The sequence below is a fragment of the Streptomyces sp. NBC_01506 genome, assembly GCF_045040295.1.
Taxonomy (GTDB): domain Bacteria; phylum Actinomycetota; class Actinomycetes; order Streptomycetales; family Streptomycetaceae; genus Streptomyces.
This window is the reverse complement of record NZ_CP109422.1, coordinates 4,597,206-4,618,571: the sequence shown is the minus strand read 5'-3', so window position 1 is coordinate 4,618,571 and position 21,366 is coordinate 4,597,206. Positions and strand designations below refer to the sequence as shown.

General features: G+C 69.6%; 24 protein-coding genes. 15 read left to right on the top strand and 9 right to left on the bottom strand.

Translation table 11 applies throughout. The features are described 5' to 3' along the window. Positions 1-45 precede the first annotated feature (45 nt). Together OG329_RS20140 and OG329_RS20135 are read right to left on the bottom strand one after the other, a co-directional pair. Entirely contained in the window at positions 46-216 is a 171-nt protein-coding gene (locus tag OG329_RS20140) for a hypothetical protein (protein WP_405796958.1), read from the bottom strand. A 58-nt stretch (positions 217-274) separates the two neighbouring features. Further along, the gene (locus OG329_RS20135) at positions 275-1,228 is read right to left on the bottom strand and encodes an endonuclease/exonuclease/phosphatase family protein (RefSeq protein WP_405796957.1); all 954 of its coding nucleotides are present in this window, start codon (positions 1,226-1,228) and stop codon (positions 275-277) included. Positions 1,229-1,395: 167 nt separating this feature from the next. Here OG329_RS20135 and OG329_RS20130 point away from each other — a divergent pair, with 167 nt between their 5' ends. The 9 genes from OG329_RS20130 to OG329_RS20090 all read left to right on the top strand — a co-directional run bounded on the left by OG329_RS20130 (position 1,396) and on the right by OG329_RS20090 (position 10,403). Continuing rightward, positions 1,396-2,883 carry a hypothetical protein gene (locus OG329_RS20130; protein WP_405796955.1) on the top strand — a complete coding sequence of 496 codons (1,488 nt, stop codon included), beginning with the start codon at positions 1,396-1,398 and terminating at the stop codon, positions 2,881-2,883. Between the two features lie 231 nt (positions 2,884-3,114). Continuing rightward, a complete protein-coding gene (locus OG329_RS20125) occupies positions 3,115-4,290 on the top strand; it encodes a methyltransferase domain-containing protein (RefSeq protein WP_405796954.1) in 1,176 nt (391 codons plus the stop codon). 661 nt (positions 4,291-4,951) lie between these two features. After that, positions 4,952-5,845, top strand: a complete 894-nt coding sequence (locus OG329_RS20120; RefSeq protein ID WP_405796953.1) for a S1 family peptidase — start codon at positions 4,952-4,954, stop codon at positions 5,843-5,845. A 210-nt stretch (positions 5,846-6,055) separates the two neighbouring features. Beyond that, entirely contained in the window at positions 6,056-6,496 is a 441-nt protein-coding gene (locus tag OG329_RS20115) for a hypothetical protein (RefSeq protein ID WP_405796952.1), read from the top strand. Between the two features lie 26 nt (positions 6,497-6,522). Next, positions 6,523-6,987: a hypothetical protein gene (locus OG329_RS20110; protein ID WP_405796951.1), complete on the top strand. Its 465-nt coding sequence runs from the start codon at positions 6,523-6,525 to the stop codon at positions 6,985-6,987. Next, positions 6,969-8,624 carry a hypothetical protein gene (locus OG329_RS20105; RefSeq protein WP_405796949.1) on the top strand — a complete coding sequence of 552 codons (1,656 nt, stop codon included), beginning with the start codon at positions 6,969-6,971 and terminating at the stop codon, positions 8,622-8,624. The genes OG329_RS20110 and OG329_RS20105 overlap by 19 nt, the downstream gene beginning before the upstream one ends. Beyond that, positions 8,624-9,184 (top strand): hypothetical protein, encoded by a 561-nt coding sequence (locus OG329_RS20100; protein WP_405796947.1) that lies wholly within the window; start codon positions 8,624-8,626, stop codon positions 9,182-9,184. The genes OG329_RS20105 and OG329_RS20100 overlap by 1 nt, the downstream gene beginning before the upstream one ends. Before the next feature lie 152 nt (positions 9,185-9,336). Further along, entirely contained in the window at positions 9,337-9,753 is a 417-nt protein-coding gene (locus tag OG329_RS20095; RefSeq protein WP_405796946.1) for a hypothetical protein, read from the top strand. Between the two features lie 176 nt (positions 9,754-9,929). After that, entirely contained in the window at positions 9,930-10,403 is a 474-nt protein-coding gene (locus OG329_RS20090; protein WP_405796944.1) for a ribonuclease domain-containing protein, read from the top strand. Positions 10,404-10,516: 113 nt separating this feature from the next. Here OG329_RS20090 and OG329_RS20085 read toward each other — a convergent pair whose 3' ends face one another. Beyond that, positions 10,517-10,978 (bottom strand): ATP-binding protein, encoded by a 462-nt coding sequence (locus OG329_RS20085; RefSeq protein ID WP_405796943.1) that lies wholly within the window; start codon positions 10,976-10,978, stop codon positions 10,517-10,519. A 210-nt stretch (positions 10,979-11,188) separates the two neighbouring features. Between OG329_RS20085 and OG329_RS20080 the strand changes: the two genes are divergently transcribed. From OG329_RS20080 to OG329_RS20070, 3 genes are read left to right on the top strand one after another with little or no spacing between them, the layout of a single operon-like run. Then, positions 11,189-12,070, top strand: a complete 882-nt coding sequence (locus OG329_RS20080) for a helix-turn-helix domain-containing protein (RefSeq protein ID WP_405796942.1) — start codon at positions 11,189-11,191, stop codon at positions 12,068-12,070. Between the two features lie 3 nt (positions 12,071-12,073). Next, a complete protein-coding gene (locus tag OG329_RS20075; RefSeq protein ID WP_405796940.1) occupies positions 12,074-12,268 on the top strand; it encodes a DUF397 domain-containing protein in 195 nt (64 codons plus the stop codon). 25 nt (positions 12,269-12,293) lie between these two features. After that, on the top strand, positions 12,294-12,476 hold the full coding sequence (locus tag OG329_RS20070; RefSeq protein WP_405796938.1) for a DUF397 domain-containing protein: 183 nt from the start codon (positions 12,294-12,296) through the stop codon (positions 12,474-12,476). 9 nt (positions 12,477-12,485) lie between these two features. On the opposite strand, the gene OG329_RS20065 is transcribed toward OG329_RS20070, so the two are convergent. From OG329_RS20065 to OG329_RS20055, 3 genes are all read right to left on the bottom strand, one after another. Then, positions 12,486-13,301, bottom strand: coding sequence for an RNA methyltransferase (locus OG329_RS20065; RefSeq protein WP_405796936.1), 816 nt, complete (start codon positions 13,299-13,301; stop codon positions 12,486-12,488). 40 nt (positions 13,302-13,341) lie between these two features. Then, entirely contained in the window at positions 13,342-14,268 is a 927-nt protein-coding gene (locus OG329_RS20060; protein ID WP_405796934.1) for a Bro-N domain-containing protein, read from the bottom strand. A gap of 180 nt (positions 14,269-14,448) precedes the next feature. Then, positions 14,449-15,384, bottom strand: a complete 936-nt coding sequence (locus tag OG329_RS20055) for a D-alanyl-D-alanine carboxypeptidase family protein (protein WP_405801926.1) — start codon at positions 15,382-15,384, stop codon at positions 14,449-14,451. Positions 15,385-15,657: 273 nt separating this feature from the next. Between OG329_RS20055 and OG329_RS20050 the strand changes: the two genes are divergently transcribed. Together OG329_RS20050 and OG329_RS20045 are read left to right on the top strand one after the other, a co-directional pair. Beyond that, positions 15,658-16,308 carry a GntR family transcriptional regulator gene (locus tag OG329_RS20050; protein WP_382562006.1) on the top strand — a complete coding sequence of 217 codons (651 nt, stop codon included), beginning with the start codon at positions 15,658-15,660 and terminating at the stop codon, positions 16,306-16,308. Further along, positions 16,305-17,648, top strand: coding sequence for a nitrate/nitrite transporter (locus OG329_RS20045; RefSeq protein ID WP_405796932.1), 1,344 nt, complete (start codon positions 16,305-16,307; stop codon positions 17,646-17,648). Before OG329_RS20050 ends, OG329_RS20045 begins: the two co-directional genes overlap by 4 nt. Before the next feature lie 27 nt (positions 17,649-17,675). On the opposite strand, the gene OG329_RS20040 is transcribed toward OG329_RS20045, so the two are convergent. Next, positions 17,676-18,500 (bottom strand): maleylpyruvate isomerase family mycothiol-dependent enzyme, encoded by an 825-nt coding sequence (locus tag OG329_RS20040; RefSeq protein ID WP_405796930.1) that lies wholly within the window; start codon positions 18,498-18,500, stop codon positions 17,676-17,678. A gap of 177 nt (positions 18,501-18,677) precedes the next feature. Between OG329_RS20040 and OG329_RS20035 the strand changes: the two genes are divergently transcribed. Continuing rightward, the gene (locus OG329_RS20035; RefSeq protein ID WP_405796928.1) at positions 18,678-19,490 is read left to right on the top strand and encodes a carbon-nitrogen family hydrolase; all 813 of its coding nucleotides are present in this window, start codon (positions 18,678-18,680) and stop codon (positions 19,488-19,490) included. A gap of 37 nt (positions 19,491-19,527) precedes the next feature. On the opposite strand, the gene OG329_RS20030 is transcribed toward OG329_RS20035, so the two are convergent. Beyond that, complete coding sequence (locus OG329_RS20030; protein ID WP_405796927.1) at positions 19,528-20,022, bottom strand: LURP-one-related/scramblase family protein; 495 nt, start codon at positions 20,020-20,022, stop codon at positions 19,528-19,530. Next, positions 20,019-21,284, bottom strand: coding sequence for an MFS transporter (locus OG329_RS20025; protein WP_405796925.1), 1,266 nt, complete (start codon positions 21,282-21,284; stop codon positions 20,019-20,021). Before OG329_RS20025 ends, OG329_RS20030 begins: the two co-directional genes overlap by 4 nt. Positions 21,285-21,366 lie beyond the last annotated feature (82 nt).

The window sequence follows — 21,366 nt, the reverse complement described above, 5'->3', positions numbered from 1 at the left end:
ACCCTTCCCGCTGCGCGTGGAGCTGGTCCGTGAATCAGGTGCTGCCTACCAGGTGGGCCCGGAGTGCGGCTGCTCGGCCGCCCTGCGGGCCTGCTCCTCGGCGGCCCGCGCCTGGCGGTCGGCCTCCTGCTGGTCCATCCACTCCTGGTACTGGCGGTCGCGCTCCCGCTGCTCCCGGAAGGCGATCTCGGTGAGTTCGTCGTCGCTGAACGGCATGTCTTCCTCCTTGGTTGGAAAGCGAGTTGTGCTGGTCGGGCGGTCGATGGTCAGCGGGTCAGAGGGTTACCTCGGCCCAGAGCGGCACATGGTCGGAGTGGTTGGCCGAGGTGGCCTGGGCCCACCGGACGGGGACGTGCGGGGAGACGAACAGGTAGTCGATCTTGCCGGAGCCGTGGGTGCGCCCACCCAGCCGGCAGGGCGTCCCGTAGATGTTGGCGACGGGGGTGATCTTGTTGCCGCAGAGGCTGTCGGCCTCCTTGAACTCGCCCCGGGCCCCGAACCCGTAGCCGGAGTCGTAGAACCGGTCGGTCGCGGCCGACATCGGATCGTCGTTCAGGTCGCCGCCGACGAGCTTCGTGTACCCGGCGTACTCCACGGCCAGGACGCGGCGCGCCTCCTCCGCCTCCGCGATGCGCAACTCGCGGTCGTCGTGCGTCAGATGGACGGAGCAGGCGACGAGCTGACGCGCCGGGGCCGTGACGCAGAGCATCTCCCGCTGCTCCTTGTGGTCCTTGCGCGCCGGGTCCACGGCGGCGTTCTTCGTCAACTCGTGGGCCCGGTAGGAGTTCGGGTCGAAGCCGATGTCCTTGCGCATGATCAGCCCGTTGCCGAAGCCGAACGAATTCGGGTGCAGGCACTCGGCGTTGGGCCCGCCGGCGCGCTGGAGGACCGGGTTCAGCAGGACGTCGTACTGCTGCTCCCTGAGCTTGTTCCACAGGGCGAAGCTCCAGTCGCCGCAGCCTTCCTGGACGGCGACGACCGCGGGCATACGATCGCGCACACTGCGCGCCAGGGCCTCCGGCGCCTCGTCGCCCTTGGTGCCGTGCTCGGCGTTGCCGCCCGCCATGTTGAAGGTGCCGATCTGGTACTGGGCGGGTGCGGGTGCGGGAGCGGGTGTGGGAGCGGCGGTGGGCGTGGGCGCGGGTGCCGCGGTGGCCGGCGTGGTGACGAGTGCGGCGGCGAGTGCGGCGGCGAGCAGGGCCGGTGCCCCGGTGAGCGCGAGCCTCATCGGACTCCTTTCCTCGTGGGAGGCGGGCGGTGGAGACCCGCGTTCCCAGGCTGACGCGAGCGGCGATTGTCCGGGCGATTCGGCCAGAAATCACATGGGAAGTCCGGACAACGCGTTGTCCGCGGACAATCGAACTGCTGGGATTCCCAGGAGCGAGGGGGATCGCGATGACGGACGACGGGACAGGCAGGACAGGCAGGACAGGCAGGACAGGCGGGACAGTCGGGACCGGCGGGACAGTCGGGACCGGCCGGGCCGGCAGACGGCAGGGCGCGCCGAGAGGCCGTACGGCGGAGGCGAACGCGCTGGCGTCGTTCGTGCTGGAGGTGACGGCCGGGGCCACGCTGCGCGAACTGGCGGAGCGGTATCACGTCGGCAAGACGATGTGGGGGGAGTACCGCTCGGGCCAGAAGCTCGTACCACTGGACCTGTTGGAGCGGCTGGTCGCCGACCGTACGCCGGACGAGGCGGTCCGCCTCAGCCGTACGCGGACGGCGGGGCGGTTGCACGCGGCGGCGGTGGGGGCGGCGGCGCGGGCCGCTGCGGTGCCGTCCGACGAGGCCACGGTGACGGCGCCGGTCGCAGCCCCGGTAACGGCTCCGCCTCCGGTCCCGGTATCCGCCGCCGTACGCGGACCGGGCGGGCGGCGCACCCGGCTCGCGGTCGTGCTGACGGCCATGGCGGCGACCGCCGTGGCCGTCCTCCTGGTGCTGGTCGCGCTGCTCCCCTCCGGAGGAGAGGGGATCTCGGCCGGCGCCCGGTCCCCGTCGGGCGGCGGCGTCCAGTCGTCGGGGCCGTCCGCCCCGTCCGACGGCCCGCTCCCCGAAGGGGCCGCGCCGCTCACCGGCACCGGTGTCTTCGCGATCGGTCCCGGCGGCGACGGCGTCTTCCGGTGGGACGGCCCCGATGCGGACGACTGGACCCGGATCGGCGACACCGCGAAGGGCCTGTGGGCGGGCCCGGCGGGCCTGTTCGCGACGGGGGTGCGCGGCGACGGCCTCTACGCCTACGGAGGCAGGCCCGGCCGCTGGCACCGCGTCGGCGAGCCGGGCAGCGACATCGCGGTCAGCGGCACCCGCCTCTACCGCCTGACGGCGGACCGCGGCGCCGTCCATGTCTGGGACGGCCGGGGCACCTCGTGGACCTGGGTGGGCGGCCCCGCGCAGCGGTTGTACGGAGGCGGCCCTGGCCTGTTCGCGACGAACCCGAAGGACGGCCGGATCTTCAAGTACCGCGGCCGGCCCGGCGAATGGGACTTCGTGGGCACGGCGGGCGCCGACTTCGCGCTGACGGACCGGTATCTGTACGGCCTCACGCCCGACCGCGCGATGGTCACCCGCTGGCTGGCACCCGAGGCGAAGGACACCGAGCAGCAGTGGACGCGGGTGGCGGGCCCGGCCGGCGCGCTGTTCGGCGGCACCGCCGGCCTGTTCTCCACCGACCCCACGGGCACCCGTCTTCGCCACTACTCGGCGAACTCCTGGCACGACATCGGCCCGGCGGGGGCGCAGACCTGGGTGGCGGGCCATGAGGTGTACGTCCTGTCCGACGACCGTACGTCGGTGCGGCGTTGGGATTCCGAGTCCGGCACCTGGACCCGCGTCGGCGGCCCGGCACAGTCCCTGACGGTCGCGGTGCCACGCGGCCGTTCGTGAGGGGTGCTTGACCCGCCGCTCACGCACTCGCCCGTGAGCGGCGGTCAACTCCGCGCGGGCGCTCGTCCGTGAGCGGGCGGTTGTTGGGCCGTTGCCGCGCGCCCTGCTCGGCCCTGGGTGCTTCCGCACGCCCCCTGTGGTCACGGAGCGAAGTGGGTATACCTGTTTTGGTGACCGAATGGTGACTGAACGCAGTCGGTCGGTCCCACGACCGAGGGAGACCCCGAAGAAGTGCGCGACGGCTACGAGCGTTTACTGTCCGGCCTGACCCTGTCCGGCGCGTTGGCGGAGGGCTGGCGGGGCGCGTTCGCGCGCGCCCCGCGTCCGGAGTTCGTGCCGGAGGCCGTATGGGCGCCGGACGACGGATCCCCCACCGGCCACCGGCGGGTCACCCGTGCCGTCGAGCCCGACGCGTGGTGGGCACTGGTCGACGCCGACGACGTGGTCGTCACACAACTGGACGACGGCGCCCACGACGGCCCCGGCGTCCCCACGTCGTCCGCCTCCAAGCCCTCGCTGGTGGCGTCGATGCTGCGGCATCTGGATGTCACGGACGGCGCGCGCGTGCTCGACGTCGGTACGGGGACGGGCTGGACAAGTGCCCTGCTGGCGGCCCGACTCGGCCGCGAGGCCGTCACGACGGTCGAGGTCGACGCCGGCGTCGCCGCACAGGCCGCGGAGCGTCTGAAGGCCGCCGGCCTGGTGCCCGCGCGGACGGCCGTGGGCGACGGCCTCGCGGGCTGGCCGGCCAACGCGCCGTACGACCACATCCACTCGACGGCGGCGGTCCGCCACGTCCCCCACGCCTGGATCGCCCAGACCCGGCCGGGCGGCACGATCGTGACGCCGTGGGGCACCCCGTACGCCAACGCGGGCCTGCTGCGCCTGGTGTCGGGCGAGCCCGGCGGCCCGTCGTACGGCCGCTTCGTGGACAGCGTCAGCTTCATGTGGATGCGCGCCCAGCGCCCCCACACCGTCACGCTCCCGCGCACGGACCCCGACCGACTGGGCCCGTCCGCGATCGCCCCGGACCTGGCTCTGTCGAACGGGGGCGTGGCTTTCACGATCGGCCTGCGCGTCCAGGAGGCGCGCTACGTCCACACCTGGGAGAACGCGAATCCGGTGGCCACCTACCGGATCGTCCTCTCGGACGGCAACGGCTCGTGGGCGTCCGTGCGTTACGAGGAGTGGGACGCGCCGGACGCGGTGCGGCAGTGGGGCACCCGCCGCCTCTGGGACGAGATCACGGCGGCACGTGTGTGGTGGGAGGACGCGGGCCGCCCGGAGCTGACCCGCTTCGGCCTGACGGTGACGGCGCGCGGAGGCCAGGAGTTGTGGCTGGACCGCCCGGGACACCCGGTCACACCGATGCGCGCGGCGGGCATCACCGGAGAGCCCTGGATGTAAGCGCACGCCCCAGCGGCACACCTCCACAACACCCCTCCACAGCACACGCCCGCAGTGGTTCGCAAGAGCGCGCCTCCGGGCGCATCCGGGTCTCAGAACGACGGCGCTTCGAGGCGGATGCAAAGATTCGGCCATCGGAAATACACGGGCACTTCGCTCGAAGATCGCGCATGTATCCCAACCACGGAAGCCGTCCCACCTGACGCACACACCCCATCAGGCGCAGTACTCACCAGCCGTATCAGGTGACCGACCGGGCGACGAGCAGTGTGTGTTCGTAACGTAACCCGTGGCGACCTTCGGTAAAGAGACTGTATACGGGCTTGAACTCGCCCCCCGTAAAGGATGTTTACGGCACGGACCCCCCAATTCCGGCAGCCCGTATCCGCTTTGCAGCAAAGCCCGATGTGCGCCCCGACGCGCTCCTCGAAGCGCGGGCGCACGCCCCGACTCGGTGCCGGGAGAGGCGTATTCGCCACCGGAGGGATTCCGGGCCCGGGGTCCGGAAGTCGGCCTTGCGTCAGGAGCCGTAGCCGTCAACGATTCGATCCGCGCAGCTTGACAGGTCCACGTCCGGTGATCGCTGGACGGGGGCCTGCACGCAACAACTGCCCCATCCCACCCAATGGGCTGTTCATCCCCCATATCTGCGGAGGATCTCGTGACCTTCAAGCGCCTTTCCCCCCTCAGCGGCGTGTCCAGACGCGCCCGCGTCCTCGCCGTATCGACCGGCCTGGTGGCCGCCGTCGCGCTCGCCGTTCCCTCGGCCACGGCCGCCCCGGCCCCCGAGGCCAAGGCGACCGTCTCGCAGCTCGCCGAGGCCAGCTCCGCCGTGCTCGACGCGGACGTGGCCGGCACCGCCTGGTACACCGACAAGGCGACCGGCAAGATCGTCGTGACCGCCGACAGCACGGTCTCCGCGACCGAACTGGCCGAGGTCAAGTCCGCGCTCTCGGACTCCGAGGCCGAACTGACGATCAAGCGCGCCCCCGGCAAGTTCACCCCGCTGATCGCAGGTGGCGAGGCCATCACCACCAGCGGCAGCCGCTGTTCGCTCGGCTTCAACGTGTCGGTCGGCGGCGTGGCCCACGCGCTGACCGCCGGTCACTGCACCAACATCGGCGCCAGTTGGTCCATAGGCACGCGCACCGGAACCAGCTTCCCGACCAACGACTACGGCATCATCCGCCACTCCAACCCGGCGGCGGCCGACGGCCGGGTCTACCTGTACAACGGCACGTACCGGGACATCACGTCGGCGGGCAACGCGTTCGTCGGCCAGTCCGTGCAGCGCAGCGGCAGCACCACCGGTCTGCGCGGCGGCTCGGTCACGGGCCTCAACGCCACGGTCAACTACGGCTCCAGCGGCATCGTGTACGGCATGATCCAGACCAACGTCTGCGCCGAGCCGGGCGACAGCGGCGGCTCGCTGTTCTCGGGCAACACCGCGCTGGGCCTCACGTCCGGCGGCAGCGGCAACTGCACCTCCGGCGGCACCACGTTCTACCAGCCCGTCACGGAGGCCCTGAGCGTCTACGGCGCCACGGTTCTCTAGGGTCTCCGCCCCTCCGGAGCCCCCTGAAGTAACGCACCACCGGCGGACCGCGCCTCGCGCGCGGTCCGCCGTCGACGTATCCGGGTATCCGGATGTGAGCAGATTGCGCCGGTCTCCCGCCGATGGCTTCAGCTTGCAGGCAAGTTGCTAGCGTCAGTGGAGCGAACGCGTCCACCGGGACGGCCGCCGTACAGGGGGAAGGTTCAGCACATGGCATGGGACGAATGGGAACAGCTCAAGAGCGACGCCGCGGACAAGCAGTCCGCGCAGATGCGGTTGAACCAGCTTCCGGCCGACGGCGGGGGCGGGGGCGGCGGTACGGCCTCGAACGGCGATCTGGTGGTGCACGACGACCAGTTGGGGAAGCTCGGCAATCTGGCGTACGAGCTGCGCGAGACGTTCCGCGTGGACAGTGACATCGCCCGTCCCAGTACGTTCACCGCGTCGATCGACCTGTTCAACGACGGGCTCGACATGGGTTCGGCGCTGACCGAGCTGCACGACGCCTGGAACAGCCAGACCGCGACGTTGAAGGACGCCTGCGCGCACATCTCCAACCATCTGGACTTCTCCCGCGCGCAGCACTCCAAGGACGAAGTGCACGTCCAGACGGCGATGTCCATGTCGAAGATCAACGACTACATCAAGTAACGACCGCGAACGGGGCTGGACAGCGCATGGCGGCGGAAACGATGACCGCGGGGGAACTCACCAATCTGCGTCTGGGCACGCTGGACGGCGCGGTGTCCGACTGGGAAAAGATGTTCGCGAAGCTGAACACGCTGGCCACCGGCGAAGGAGGCGGAGCGAGCGCCCAGGGGCTTCAGACGCAGACGCAGGCCGCCGACTGGAAGGGCGCCAACGCCACCATCTCCAGGGAGTTCGTCATCAAGACGGCCGCCGAGTCCCGGGACGTGGCCGCCCAGGCCAGGAGCATCCTCGGAATTCTGCGTGACTCCAGCGCGGCCCTGAAGCGGCACAAGTCGGATCTGCGGGCGCTCATCGACGAGGTCGCGAAGAAGAACATCTACATCAACGACAACGGCACGGCGATCGTGTCCGTCCCCTCGGGCGCCGCCGCCGGCAAGGGGGACATCCCCAGCCGAGCGACGAAGAAGTCGCGGTGGCCGAGCGCCGGGTGAAGCGGATCCTGTGGGAGGCGAGCGAGACCGACCGCGTCGCCGCGCGGGCGCTGCGCGCGCTCGCGAAGAACAAGCACGACTTCTCCGGTGACGGTCCGGGCGGGCTCAAGGAGGCCGACGACCGGCAGGGCAAGGCGGACGCCGACTACTGGGCGAAGAAGGCGGCGGAGACCAACCCGAAGGACTGGAGCGACGCGGACGTCGCCCGCTTCAACGAGACGCTGGTGAACCAGCGCGACAACCCCGGCTTCAGCGAACGCTTCGCCACGACGCTCGGCGCGGAGGGGACGCTCCAGTTCTGGCGGGACATGGCGGCGCCGCCCGGCGGCCCGGTCGACGGCGACCGGGCCAAGATCCTCGCCGAGGTCCAGGACAACCTGAGCATGACGCTGGCCACCGCGACCCGGAGCGACAGCCCGGCGATGGACACCTGGAAGCGCGAGGTGATCGCGGCCGGTGGCAAGACGTTCGGCCACGAGGGCATGATGACGAAGGCGTACGGCTTTCAGATCATGAGCAATCTCATGGTCAAAGGGAACTTCGACAGTGGTTTCCTCCGGGACTACGGGAACGCGATGCGCACCTTCGAGACGGATACCAAGAAGCCCTTCGACCCCGCTTCCATTTGGGGAAACCCCGGTATGGCCGCCCAGTTGGACTACTCGGGGAAGGACGGCGCATCAGGCAGCGATCCGATGGCTGGATACCTCAAGGCTGTCTCCCACAACCCCAGTTTCGCGACGGAACTGTTCAACCAGGAGGACATGGCCGACTACCTGCTCTCGGAGCGGGAGTTCTACGACGAGGACGACCCCTTCGGCAAGGGCGACGGTACTGTCCAGTCCCGGGACGCCCTGGGCAAAGCACTGCTCGCGGCGGGCACCGGCCTCAATCCGGACGAGCCACATGTGGTCACCTCGAACAACCATACCGACGCACAACGTGAGGTCCTGGACGGTGCCTTGAGCAGATTGGCCGCGAGGGGTGACGACTTCCCGCCCGAACTGCGCGACGACATGGCCGGGCTTCTGCTGAACTACGGTGACGAGACCCATCACAGCGCGAGTGCGCTGGCCGACGACCCGGGCGACCCGAGGCTGCTCGACCGCCACGACCTTTTGGAAGTCAGCAAGCAAGTATCGCGCAGCCAGGACGCATACGGAATCCTGAACGACGGTCTCAACCAGGAAATGCTGCGTGACATTCACGAGGACAATCCGAAGGACCCGAAGGAAACCCTGATACGGGCCGGTCAGACCGTCGGCTTCCTCGAAGAGGCTCGCTATCAGGCGCTGAATACGGACAAGGACGCCCCGACCTGGGACGCGAAGTGGGGGTACCACGGCTTGGGTGGGGTCGTCAACTTCATTCCCGTAGTCGGCGACGCCGCACAGCGTGGTGTCGACGCGCTCGCGTATTCGTGGCAGTTGGACGAGCAGGGCCGGATCGACGAAGAGATCCAGCGACAGAACGGTGAGACGTTCACATCTCGCGAGAATCAACTCAAGGCATTGGCCGAAGAGTGGGGCAAGGCCAATCCTGGGCACACCAACAGTGCCTACACACTCACAGACGAGATCAACAGAGCCGCGTTCAACGGAAACGACCGGGCCAACGGTCTTGCGGGTGACCAGTGATGTCGAGCGGTGCACGAACCATCAGCGTGCCGTGGACCCGTCGTGTTCTGGCTCTGCTTGCCGGTGGGATGGTTGCGGCTGTGGCAGCGGGTTGCTCGGACTCCCGTGAGTACGCGGTGCCCGACACGGTCTGCGAAACGCCGGCCGACGCCGACCTGCTTGCCCCCTTGCTGCCGAACGGCGATGCGTTCGAGCAGAAAAGAAGCAATTTCGGCGAAGAAAGCTGGAGTTGCCGACTACAGGTGGACAAAGCGCTGGTGCTGTACGTAAAGGGTGACGTGGTCCCCGCCGACGTCGACCCCATCAAGGTGAAGGAGGAGGCGCTGGGACGTATGGGTCACCCGGAGAAGGCCGACATCGGTGATGATGCGCGCGTCGCGGATCAGGGGGCGCTCGCGGTTGTCGCGTGCCCTCGTCCCAACGACGAACGGAAGTTCGTGATGGAGATCGAGTCCATGAGTGACACACCGAAGGACACCTCCGAACGCCGACAGGCGCTCTCTCGTTTTCTGGATTCGTATCTGACGCAAGCACTCAAGGCTCAGGGGTGTCCGTCTTGAAGGCCATTGCCGTGACCGGAGATGTTCGGCGGGTCCCACGAGCCGCGCACTCCTGTCAACCTTCCCGGCCGCAGCAGTGGTCGCAGTAGACCGCGTTGATGTATTCACGTCGGCATTCACTTGGTCTGGCAGCACGGGCAGGAAGGTAGACCGTGAGGTCTGTCAACTTCGTTGTCGACGCGTCCGAGGGCGGAGGGAGGTGCGAGCTGTCCGGTGGCGGGACGAACCTCGGGATCCAGTTCAGCAGGTATCAGGAGTCCGAGTTCACCTGGGACGAAGTGGCGCGCGGTGCGGCGGAACCCGGCAGCACCCCGATCTCACTCGGACCGGCCGAGGGCTACCTCAGCGAATACGGGGCGGCGCTGTTCGTCGCCTGTCCGTACTCGAAGGGCCCCAGACGATCTGCTGGCCGTCCAGGTCGAGGTGGGGGCATGACCGAGATCAGGGACAGGGACACGAAGGAGAAGGTTGCCGCGCTGACGGCTGACGTCATGCGCGCAGTCGCTCGGGAACTTGAGCGCTGCGAAGGCGCCGGGGATCTTCCCGACGGCTCTCCGAAGGTCGGCTGAGCGCGTCGGGCGACGGCGCCCGCCGACCGGGCCGGCCCTGAGCATGTCGGGTCCGTCACGTGGTGGCGACGGGCGCGCCGGTTCTCTGCCTCGCGGCGCCCATTTTGCTTGCGCTGTCTGCCGAGCCCTTGGAGTGACGGGGAGTGACCGAACGGCCGGTACGTGGTTGACCAGGCATGAATCTCATCCGCAAGCCACGCTGCGCGGCGGTCGCCGCTCTGCTCCTGACGGCCCTCGCTGTTCCGGCGGCGGCCCCGACCGCGACGGCCGGAACACCCGCCCAGGCTCCGGCTGTTGCCGCTGCTCGGGCTGCCGACGTGATCGATCCGCCGCTGCCGGTGGAGGCGTTCCCGGGGCAGGTGAAGGACGCCTGCGCGATCTGGAAGGAGCTCAACTGGCCGCAGGCCAAGCGCCCCACGGACTACCCGGTGGTGAACACACGGCTCGTGATCCGGGGCAGCAACGTCTACGGCAACCGTTCAGGTGACCTTCCTTTGGAGGGCCACTACCGCGAGTACGACGTCAACCCCCGCCCGCCCGGCACCTACCGCGACGCGGAACGCCTCGTCCGTGACACCGACACCCATACCGTCTGGTACACCGGCGACCACTACGACAACTTCCAGGAGATCAGCTCCGGTTGCTCCTGACCGCCGACAGCGCGAACCGGGTCCTGGGTCCTGGGGATCAGCCGTATCCCCGGGACCTCGCGATATCCGGGGACGGCTCAGAGGACCAGGGTGCCCCGGCCCGGCGTTCGTGTTCAGCCGGCACCCGTCGGGCGTGGCCCGAGGCGGCATTCCGCCCAGACCGTCTTGCCGACGGTGCGCGGCTCGACGCCCCACCGGTCGGCCAGCTCCGCGACGATGAGCAGCCCCCGGCCGAAGCACTCGTCGTCCTCGGGGAGCCTTAGGTGGGGCAGCCGTTCGCCGCGTGGGTCGCTGACCTCGATGCGGAGGGTGGTGGCGGTGAGTTGGAGCCGTACGCGGAAGAGGCGGTCGCGCAGGCAGCCGTGCAGCAGGGCGTTGGTCGCCAGCTCGCTGACCAACAGGCCGGTGGTGCCCGCGAGTCCGGGATACCCCCACTCCCCGACGAGCCGCACGGCCCGCCGCCGCGCGAGCCGCACGCTGCCGGTGGTGGGGGTGTAGTCGAGCCGGTCCTCCTGGAGGACGGGCTCGGGGTCGGGGTCGGGGGTGGGTTGTTGTGGAGCGTGGGTTGCGTTCATGGGGGGCTTCCCTGGGGGTGAAGCGGCGGTGGCGATGCCGGCTGTCTTTTCGGCGCAGGGCAGCGCGGTGCACTTTCGCCGGGTGGCTCCGCTGCGCGAGCGACTGTGCGCTGACAGTAGCGACATCGGCTCTATTGGGACAAGCAGTCACGGAGATATTTATCTCCGATTTCGCTTGTTCGGGATGTCGGTGGGCGGCAGACTGGCGCTGTGACAGCAGAGCAGGCGAACCGAGGTAGTCGCGTATCCACAGTCCTGGGGCGGAAGTTGGGCGGTGAGTTGTTGCGGCTGCGCGACGCGGCCGGCCTGACGCAGTCACAGGCCGCTCAGGCGCTTACTGCGACCGCCGCCAAGGTGGCCAAGATGGAACGGGGCTGGGTGCCCTTCCGGGACCCGGACATCCGCGCCTTGTGCGACCTGTACGGCATCGATGACCCGAGGGTGCTCGACCGCCTGCTCAGCCTGGCGAAGACCGATCGCGAGCGCCGCAAGGCCAAGGGCTGGTGGAACCAGTACCCCGAGCTGCGCTCGCTCGTGGAGTACGTGGCTCTGGAGGACATCGCGACCGGTATCCGCAGTTGGCAGGGGTCCTTTGTGCCCGGACTTCTGCAAACCCCTGATTACGCACGGTCGTTGGCGGTCGGGAACGCCGACTGGGAGGATCCCGACGAGATCGAGCGGTTCGTCGAGGCGAAGATGGCGCGTCAGGCCAGGCTCTCCGACGCCACCCCGTTGCGTCTGTGGGCGGTCGTCGGAGAGGGCGCTCTGCGACAACTCGTCGGTGGGCGGGCCGTGATGCGCTCCCAGCTCGCCCGGCTGATCGAGGCGGCGGCGCTCCCGAACGTCAAGGTTCAGGTCGTGCCCTTCATCGCGGGCTCGCACCCGGGTATGACGAGCGCGTTCAGCATCGTCTCGTTCGAGGAGCATGGCGCGATGGAGGTGGTCTACATGGACACCACTTCGTCTACGCTGTGGCTGGAGAGTGAGAGCGACGCCGCGCGCCACAACGTCACCTTCGACCGGATCGTCCGGAACGGATTCGCTCCGCAGGACTCCATCGCTCTGATCGAAGGCATCCGCAGGGAGTTGTAGACCGTGCCGCACTACGAGTTCGTCAAGTCCAGCTACAGCAGCGGCAATGGCGAGTGCGTCGAGGTCGCTCGTAACGTCCCCGGTGCCGTCGCCGTACGGGACTCCAAGCATGTCGCCGGGCCCGTGGTCACGGTCTCGCCCCCCGCGTGGGGCGTGTTTGCCGTGTTCGTACGGGACTCCGGCTCCCGGTCCTGGTGAGAATCCTCAAGGAGTTGTAGGACGCGTGCCCATATACGAGTACATCAAGTCCAGCTACAGCTCCGCAGCCAACGAGTGCGTCGAGGTCGCCCGTAACGTCCCCGGCACCGTCGCCGTCCGCGACTCCAAGCACCCCGCCGGGCCCGTCCTGCGGGTCACCCCCGGTGCCTGGCGGGCCCTGACGGCGTACGTGCGGCGGGCCGCGTAACACCCCGGTTCAGGAACGGCGTTGGCGGGCCGCCTCGTACAGGACTACCGTCGCCGCGTTCGAGGCGTTGAGGGAGCTGGCCGAGCCCGACATCGGGATGTTCAGCACGTGGTCGCACAACTCGCGCCAGCCCGCGCTCAGCCCGGATGTCTCGTTGCCGATCAGCAGCAACACCGGCTGGGCCAGGTCGAATTGGTCGACGTCGGCCTCGCCGTGCTCGTCCGTGCCGACGACCGCGACGGGGCGTCCTTCCGCCCGCTCCTTCGCCAGCCAGTCCGCCACCTCGTGGTGCGACGGGCTGCGGACGACCGGGAGTGCGAACAACGAGCCAGTCGTGGCGCGTACGGCCTTCGGGTCGTAGACGTCCGCCGCGTGGCCCGTGACGATCAGGCCGTCCGCGCCGAAGGCGTCCGCCGAGCGGACGATGCTGCCGATGTTGCCCGGCTGGGTGGGGCGGTCGAACAGCACGCCCAGGAAGGCGTCATGGACGCGGATCCGGCTCAGGTCGTCCGGGCGCATCTCGACCACGGCCAGGACCTCGGGGGCTCCGTCGGTGCGTTCGCCAAGCTCGGCGAGGAGTTCGGGGGCCATCGCGACACGGTCCGTCACGATCCCGCGCAGCAACTCCTCGGCCCACCGCGAGAGCGGGCGGCTCGCGTCGTACAGCAGGGCGCGTACGTTCCACCCGTGCTCGACGGCCATCGTGATGGGCCGCACGCCCTGGACGAGGAACTCGTTCTGGCGCTTGCGCTTGTTGCGGTTGGCGAGCAGCGCGTGCCACTGCTGGAAGCGGGCATTGCGGGTCGTGATCCGCTGACCGGCCACCCGTCCTCCTCGTCGCGCTGCGATCCCTGACCGAGGAAGGCTACAGGGGGCGCGCGGGGCTCAGGCCGTAGACCGGGACGCCGTCCGTGGTGCTGCCGAGAGGGTGGATGCAGGCGTGCTTGCGCATGAACCGCAGGCATTCGTTGACGCGGTGCTCGGTCAGGCCGGTGCGGGTGGCGATGGACGTCAGGGACTGGCGCAGCTCGCCGTCGGCGGCGAGGGCCGGCGCGATGGTGACGGCGACGGCCCAGACGTCCTCGGTCACCGACATCCGCGACTTCCAGTCGGCGAGCACGGTGTCGGCGGTGGTACGCGGGGGCGGTGCGGCCGGGCGGTCGGCGATCAGGGTGTCGAGCCGGTCGGCGATCCGTTCCAGGGCTTGGGCGGTGGCTTGATGGGCGGTGACCATTTCGCGCCTGGTTTCGAGCGTTTCACGCTGTACGGCTGCGAATTGCTCGTCCGCCCGGATGTTCCGCTCTTCCAGCCGGACGATCGCGTCGGCGACCTGCGCGGGCATCGCGTAGGCGACGGGGGCCGACGGCTGCACCTCGGCGCCGGGGAGGGTGTAGGAGCCCTCGCGCTGGATGGTGATGACGACTTCCGTGATCCACTTCTTGAACGGCCTGGTCTCCGGTTTCGATGCTGCTGAGACCAGCATGATGAGACCGTTCAGGTTCACCACGTTCATCGATCGCTTGAAGCCGTGACCTGCGGGAACGGATGAACCGTAACGTGTGGTTACGGTTCCGAGTTGGGTTCTGAAAGCCTCCGGGACGTGGTCCTTGAGAGTCTTGCGCGGGTTGGTGTAGCCCAGCTCTCCGAGCACGTCCGCCACCGGGAACCAGTGGCTTCCGTCCGGCATCGTCAGCCTGCGGATTCTCGTCCCCGTCGCCCCGTAGACGAAGTCCCCGATGTCGATCGCCTCGTGCCGCGCCGCCGTGTCCGACGGCTGAATGTGTTTGTTCATGCTAACTACGTCCATGCGAGGGAACGTAATAGCGAACAAACCTCAAACCTGAAGAAAGAACCCGATATTCACCGTTACGGGTGAGGGCGGAGCGTTTCTGCACCCGCACCCGCCCCCGCAACGACGAAGGCGCGGCCACCATCCGGTGGCCGCGCCCCATTACCGCATCCCGCAGGGGGGTCAGTCGCGCTGTGCGCCCGCCGGGAGCTGGCGGAGCTTCATCGTGCTCGCCGAGACGCCCGAGTAGTAGTCGAGCAGCTTCTTCGCGTCGTTGTAGCGGTCCGTGCCGTTCAGGATGACGCCGATGTGCGTCTTGCCGTTACGGGTGGCGGCGAAGATCAGGCAGGGGCCCGCGGCCGTGCCCGTGCCGGTCTTGACGCCGAACGCGCCCGAGTACGAGCCGAGCAACTGGTTCGTGTTGTGCCAGGTGTACGTGCGCGTGGCGCCCGTGCTGCTGGTGGCCGCCGTCTTGATGGTCGTCGTCTTGACCACCGTACGGAGCGCGGAGTTCTTCATCGCGTACTGGGCGATCGTCGCCAGGTCGCGGGGGGTCGTGTAGTTGTTGCCGGCCTGCGAGATGCCGTCGAACGAGTCGAACTTGGTGTTCTTCAGGCCCAGTTCGGTCGCCTTCGCGTTCATCTTCGAGATGAACGACTTCGTGCGCGCGGCCACCGTGGAACCGGTACCGATCGCGTCCGCGAGGGCGTACGCCGCGTCGCAGCCGGACGGGAGCATCAGGCCGTACAGGAGCTGACGGATCGTCACCTTGTCGCCGGTGCGCAGGTCGGCGGTGCTCGCGCCTTCGCGGGCGACGTAGTCGCGGTACGTCTGCTTGATGGTGACCTTGCGGTTGAGGTCGATGCCCTTGGTGTTGAGCACGACGGCCGCGGTCATGATCTTGGTGGTGCTCGCCATCTGGCGCCGGGTGTCCCCGGTCTTGCTGTAGCGCGCCTTGCCGGTGGTGCTGTCCAGCAGGAAGGCGCCCTTGGCCGAGAGGGTCGGCAGCGCGGCTGCGGCCTGCGGTGCGGACTCGGCCGCCATGGTCGTGGGGGCGACCAGGGCCGAGCCCGTCAGCAGGGCGCCGGCGGTGAGGGCGACCACGGTGGTCCTACGCACGTTTCTGCGCACGCCCGGGAGACTGGTTATCAAAGGAACGCTCCGATGTCGCGAATGCGTTGGTCTGAAGTGAATTGGACTCGCGCCCGTGAAGGGGGAGTCCACTGAAAGACGCATGAGCGGTCTGAATGGATGTACGGCGCGCCCGGGAATTTCGCCGTTGGCCGCCGTTTCGGTGCCCGTTCGTCGCCGGTTCACCGTCGTTCCGCTCACCGTCGTTCCGCGATGTGGACGTGATCCCCGTCGTATCTCTGTTGTATCTAAGCTGTACGCATGCCTGCCGCCACGTCCCCCGCGCCCGCCGCCGACCGTGTCTACAGCCACATCAAGCAGGGTGTCCTCGACCGCCACTACCAGGGCGGAACCCTCCTTACGGAGGGCGAACTCGCCGAGGCCGTAGGGGTGTCGCGTACGCCCGTGCGCGAGGCGCTGCTCAAGCTGGAGGTCGAGGGGCTGATCAAGCTCTATCCCAAGAAGGGCGCGCTCGTCCTCGCCGTCTCCGCGCAGGAGATCGCCGATGTCGTCGAAACGCGCCTGCTGGTCGAGGAGTTCACCGCCCGTAGGGCCGTCCCCGCGTCCGCGCGGCTCGTCGCGCGCCTGGAGGAGTTGCTGGAGGAGCAGCGCCGGCTCGCCGACGAGGGGGACCTCGCCGCCGTGGCCGTCACCGACCGCTGCTTCCACGCGGAGATCGTGCGCAACGCGGGCAACGAGATCCTGTCGAAGCTCTACGACCAGCTCAGAGACCGGCAGTTGAGAATGGGCGTGGCCGTCATGGAGGCGCACCCCGAGCGCGTACGGACGAGCATCACCGAGCACGCCGAACTGCTCGAAGCCATCCGCGCGGGCGACGCCGACGCCGCCGCGCGGTGCGTGCGCGCCCATGTCAGCCGCGTCAAGGTGCTCATACGGGGTGAGGCCCGGTGAGTGCCGGAACCCCTGGCGGGCCGTCGTCCGGATCATCGGGGCGCGGCCGCGCGCTCTCCCTGCCCGGTGACCCGCCCGGCGGCCGGCGCGCCGTCGCCGTGTGGAGCATCGGTGTCGCCGTCTACTTCGTCGCCGTCATCTTCCGTACGAGCCTGGGCGTCGCCGGGCTCGACGCCGCCGACCGCTTCGACGTCAACGCCTCCGCCCTGTCCACCTTCTCGATCCTCCAGCTCCTCGTCTACGCCGGCATGCAGATACCCGTCGGCCTCATGGTCGACCGGCTCGGCACGCGCAGGGTGCTCACGATCGGCGTGACTCTCTTCACCGTCGGCCAGCTCAGCTTCGCCCTCGCCCCCACCTACGGCATGGCGCTCGCCGCGCGCGCCCTGCTCGGCTGCGGTGACGCGATGACCTTCATCGCCGTCCTGCGCCTCGGCGCCCACTGGTTCCCGGCCCGCCAGGGGCCGCTGATAGCCCAGTTCACCGGTCTTTTCGGGATGGCGGGCAATCTGGTCTCCACGCTCGTCATCGCCCGGCTGCTGAGCGATCTCGGCTGGACCACGACGTTCGTCGGCAGCTCGATGGCCGGTGTCGTCGTCCTCGTACTGATGCTGTTCTTTCTCAAGGACCACCCCGAGGGCCACGAGCCGCCGCCGACCGAGCACGCCGGCGCGACCTATGTACGGAGGCAGATCGCCGAGTCGTGGCGGGAGCCCGGCACCAGGCTGGGGCTCTGGGTGCACTTCACCACCCAGTTCCCCGCCATGGTCTTCCTGCTGCTGTGGGGGCTGCCGTTCCTCGTCGAGGCGCAGGGGCAGTCCCGGGCCACGGCGGGCGATCTGCTGACCCTGGTCGTCCTCGTCAACATGGTGATCGGCCTTGTCTACGGGCAGATCATCGCCCGCCACCACGCCGCCAGGGCGCCGCTGGTCCTCGGTACGGTCGGTGTGACCGCGCTCGTGTGGGCGTCGACCCTGGCCTATCCCGGTGCCCACGCGCCGATGTGGCTGCTGATCACCCTCTGCGTCGTCCTCGGTGCCTGCGGCCCCGCCTCGATGATCGGCTTCGACTTCGCCCGGCCCGCGAACCCGCCCGCCCGTCAGGGCACCGCCTCCGGCATCGTCAACATGGGCGGTTTCGTCGCCTCGATGACGACGCTGTTCGCGGTCGGCGTGCTGCTCGACGCGACCGGCGGCAACTACCGCGTCGCGTTCTCGTCCGTCTTCGTCCTCGAAGCGCTCGGGATCACGCAGATCCTGCGGCTGCGGGCGCGCGCGGTGCGGCGTGAGCGGGAGCGGCTGGTGGCGAGCCGGGTGGAGGCCGTGCACGTACCCGCCTGAGCGCGGCCTACGTACGAAGCGAAGGCGTTAGGGCGTGACCGCGAACTCCCGCAGGATCGCCGCCGCCAGCTCCGCGTCCCCGTCCGTCTTGATCCGGTCCGGCACCGCCGCGGCCCGCACCCGTCCGCACGCGAGGCGGAAGTACGTCTCCCAGTCCATCATCAGCGTCACCGCCGGGCCGAGCGAGGGCGAGCCGTCGATCGTGCCGCGGCCGTCCGCGTCGACGCGGATCGTCCGCAGGAACTCCAGGGGGCCGTGCACGTCGAGCACGATCGCCGTGTTCGGCGGCGCGCCCGCGTCCTTGGCGACGACCTTCGGGAGGGCTTCGAGGAGCGCGTCGCGCGTGACCAGCGCGCCGGCGGAGTCGAGGTTGCCGGGCTTGCTCAGCGTCGTACGCAGATCCTGCTCGTGCACCCAGATGTCGAACGCGCGGGCCCGCATGGCCTGTTCGAGCGTCTGCTGGGTGCCGAGCGGGGCGCGGACCATGGCGTCCGGCGCGCGGTTCTCGTTGCGGAGCTGACGGTTGCGGCGGATGATCGTGTACTCCAGCTCGGAGGTCATCTCCGGAGCGGTGTGGTGGCGCCGTACGTCCACCTGCATCTCCATGTACCGGGACATCTCGCTCTGTACGTGGTACAGGTCGCGCGGCAGCGTGTGGATGGGGCGTGGGTCCCCGAGCATCTCGCATTCCAGACCGATGACGTGCGAGACGATGTCCCGCACCGACCAGCCGGGGCACGGCGTGCGCCGGTTCCACTCGCCCTCGACGAGTGGCTGGACCAGCTCGGCTATGGCTTCAATGGAGTGGGACCAGGCATCGGCGTAGGTTTGAAGGCTGGGATGGACGGTCACGGGACCCCTCGACGGTTCTGCGGTTAGCGGGCTGGGCTGCTGGCTGCGGGCGGCGGGCTGTGGGCTGCGTGGGAGGTTCGAGAGCCTAAGTTACGCTGCCCGTTGGCACCCCGGCAGTGCTTTCGTGTGACGATCGTAGGCCCGTGTAGACGGCTCGAATGCCAGGACGGTGGTAGTGTGCGCGCCTCCCTCATCCAGATCGCAGTAGACCCGGACGAATCGGTCAATTCCCGTAGGCAGCGCGCCGCTTCATTGGTACGGCAGCAGCGCGGCGCCGATCTGGTCGTCCTGCCCGAGCTGTGGCCGGTGGGTGCTTTCGCGTACGAGTCGTTCGCCGCCGAGGCGGAGGCACTGGACGGCCCGACGTTCCGGGCGATGTCCGAGGCGGCGCGTGACGCGGGCGTGTGGCTGCACGCCGGGTCCATCGTGGAACGCGCCCCCGAGGCGGTCCTGGACGGCGCGGCCGACCTCTACAACACCGCGCTCGTCATCTCCCCGGACGGCGCCCTCGCCCGCTCGTACCGGAAGATCCACCGCTTCGGCTTCGACAAGGGCGAGGCGACCCTGATGGGCGCGGGCGACGAGCTGGCGACGGTCACGCTGCCGGACGCCGTACTGGGCCTCGCCACCTGCTACGACCTGCGCTTCCCCGAGCTGTTCCGGGGGCTGCTCGACGAGGGCGCGCAGGTCTACGTCGTCCCGGCGGGCTGGCCCGCGCGCCGGCGCGCGCACTGGACGCTGCTGGCGCGGGCGCGCGCGGTGGAGAACCAGGCGTACGTGCTGGCGTGCTCGACGGCCGGGACGCACGCCGGGGTGGAGCAGTCGGGGCACAGCCTCGTGGTCGACCCGTGGGGCGAGGTCCTGGCGGAGGCGGGGCCGGGCGAGGAGGTCCTGACCGTCGATTTCGACCCGGCGAAGGTCGCGACGACGCGCGAGCAGTTCCCGGTGCTGAAGGACCGTCTGCTGGGCGTGACGGCGCCCCGGCGCTGAGCCCCCTCGTCGGCGCCCCACACCCCCGCACCCCCGCTCAGCCCTCGTCGCGCTCCTTCTCCGCCATCCGGATCACGCACACCGCGACCGCGATCAGCAGCGCCGTGTCCGTGTCGTCCCTGACCACATTCACGGCGTACGTCTCGCGCACCCGGAACCACCGGCGCGAGACATGCGCCAGCAGCTCCCCGTCGTACTCGATCACGAACTCGCGGTCCAGGATCCGCCCGCTCACGTCCAGCTCGGTGCCCTCGGCCAGGGCGACCCGGTAGTGGTTACGCAGCAGCGACAGCCTCTTCTTACGGATGGTGGCCAGCGGCTCGCCGTCCCGCTCGATCGTCATCGCGTCCCGCAGACTGAGCAGCTTCTGACGCAGCGTGACCAGCACCCGCCCCCGGGGGTCCTTCAACTCCAGCGTGTCGCGCAGCCGCAGCGCCTTTCCGTCCACGAGGAAGGCCTGCCGGCCCTGCTCGTCCTCGATCCAGTAGTCGTCGCCGATGGCGAAGATCTTGTCGCGCACCAAGTACTTCATGCGGCATCCGTACCCACCGGGCTGCCGGGGGACGGCGCTACGGCGTCACCTGCACGCGTACGGGGGACGTCGGAGCCCGCAACGTCCGCCCCCACGCCCGCGCCCGCCCCCGGCCGCAGTCCGCGCGTCAGTACCAGGGTGACCGTGGCGGAGGCCGCCGCAAGCACCGTGATGCCCGTCGCGGGCGAGGTCAGCTCGGCGACGGCGCCCGCCAGGAGCGCGCACACACCCTGCATGGCCATCATGCCCGCGGAGTGCAGCCCCAGCGCGTGCCCGCTCAACTCCTGCGGGGTCAGCTCCATCAGACGCTCCTGGAGCACCAGACTCGCCCCGTAGCCGACGGTGGCGATCATGACGGCGGCCAGGGCGAGGGGCAGCGGCGGCCCCAGGACGAAGAACAGGTGCGGGACGGCGAGCAGCAGCAGCATCGGGACGGCCAGATGCGTCCGCCAACGGCGGGGCACGAAGCGGCCGATCAGGATGTCGCCCGTCAGCATGCCGGCCGCACCGGCGGCGAACAGGATGCCCGCGTGCTGCGGCGCGTACGACACGTACAGGGACTCGCAGCCCACCACCAGCCCGTTGGGCACCCACAGCCCCAGGAACACCCAGCGGCGGGGCGGGGAAGCCCACAGGAGCCCGTTGCCTCGCCACGTCGCGGAGATCGACGGGCGGTCGGCCGCCCGCGGCGGCCTCTTACGGAGGCCGAGCCGCGCCACGACGGCGGCGGTGAGATACAGGGCGGCGCCGGTGAGCAGGGTGCCGCGCGGGGACAGGACCGTCAGCAGGAGGCCGCCGGTCGCGTAGCCGCCGATCTGCATCAGGCCGGACGACATGTTGATCGTGGAGCGGCCGAGGAGATAGCCCTCGGGGGACAGGATCTCGTTCAGGAGCCCGAGCCGTACCCCGCCGCCGAGCGCGGAGACCACCCCGAGGCCGAGGACGATCGCGAGGGCTGCGCCGATGGGCAGTGCGGGCAGGGCCGTGACGGCCGTACCGACGGCGAAGACGGACCCGACGACGGTCAGGGTGGCGCGCGGCGGCAGCCGGTCGGCCGCCGAGAGCAGCGTCGTCGCGCCGATCACCTGGGCGAGGGAGGGGCCGAACATGGCGAGGGCGGAGAGCAGGGGCGAGCCGGTCGCGGTGAAGACGAGCGTGCCCAGGGCGAGTCCGCTCACGGTCTGGGCGGCGACGTTCGCGGCGGAGGTCAGGAAGAGCGGAGTGAACTCCTTCGTACGGAAGAGTTCCCGGTAGGTACGCATGCCGGGGAGTCTCGGCGGGGCCACCGGCGACGCGTTAATGTTTCGCGCGGGGGCGAAACATGACGTGGCGGCGGGGCGGGAG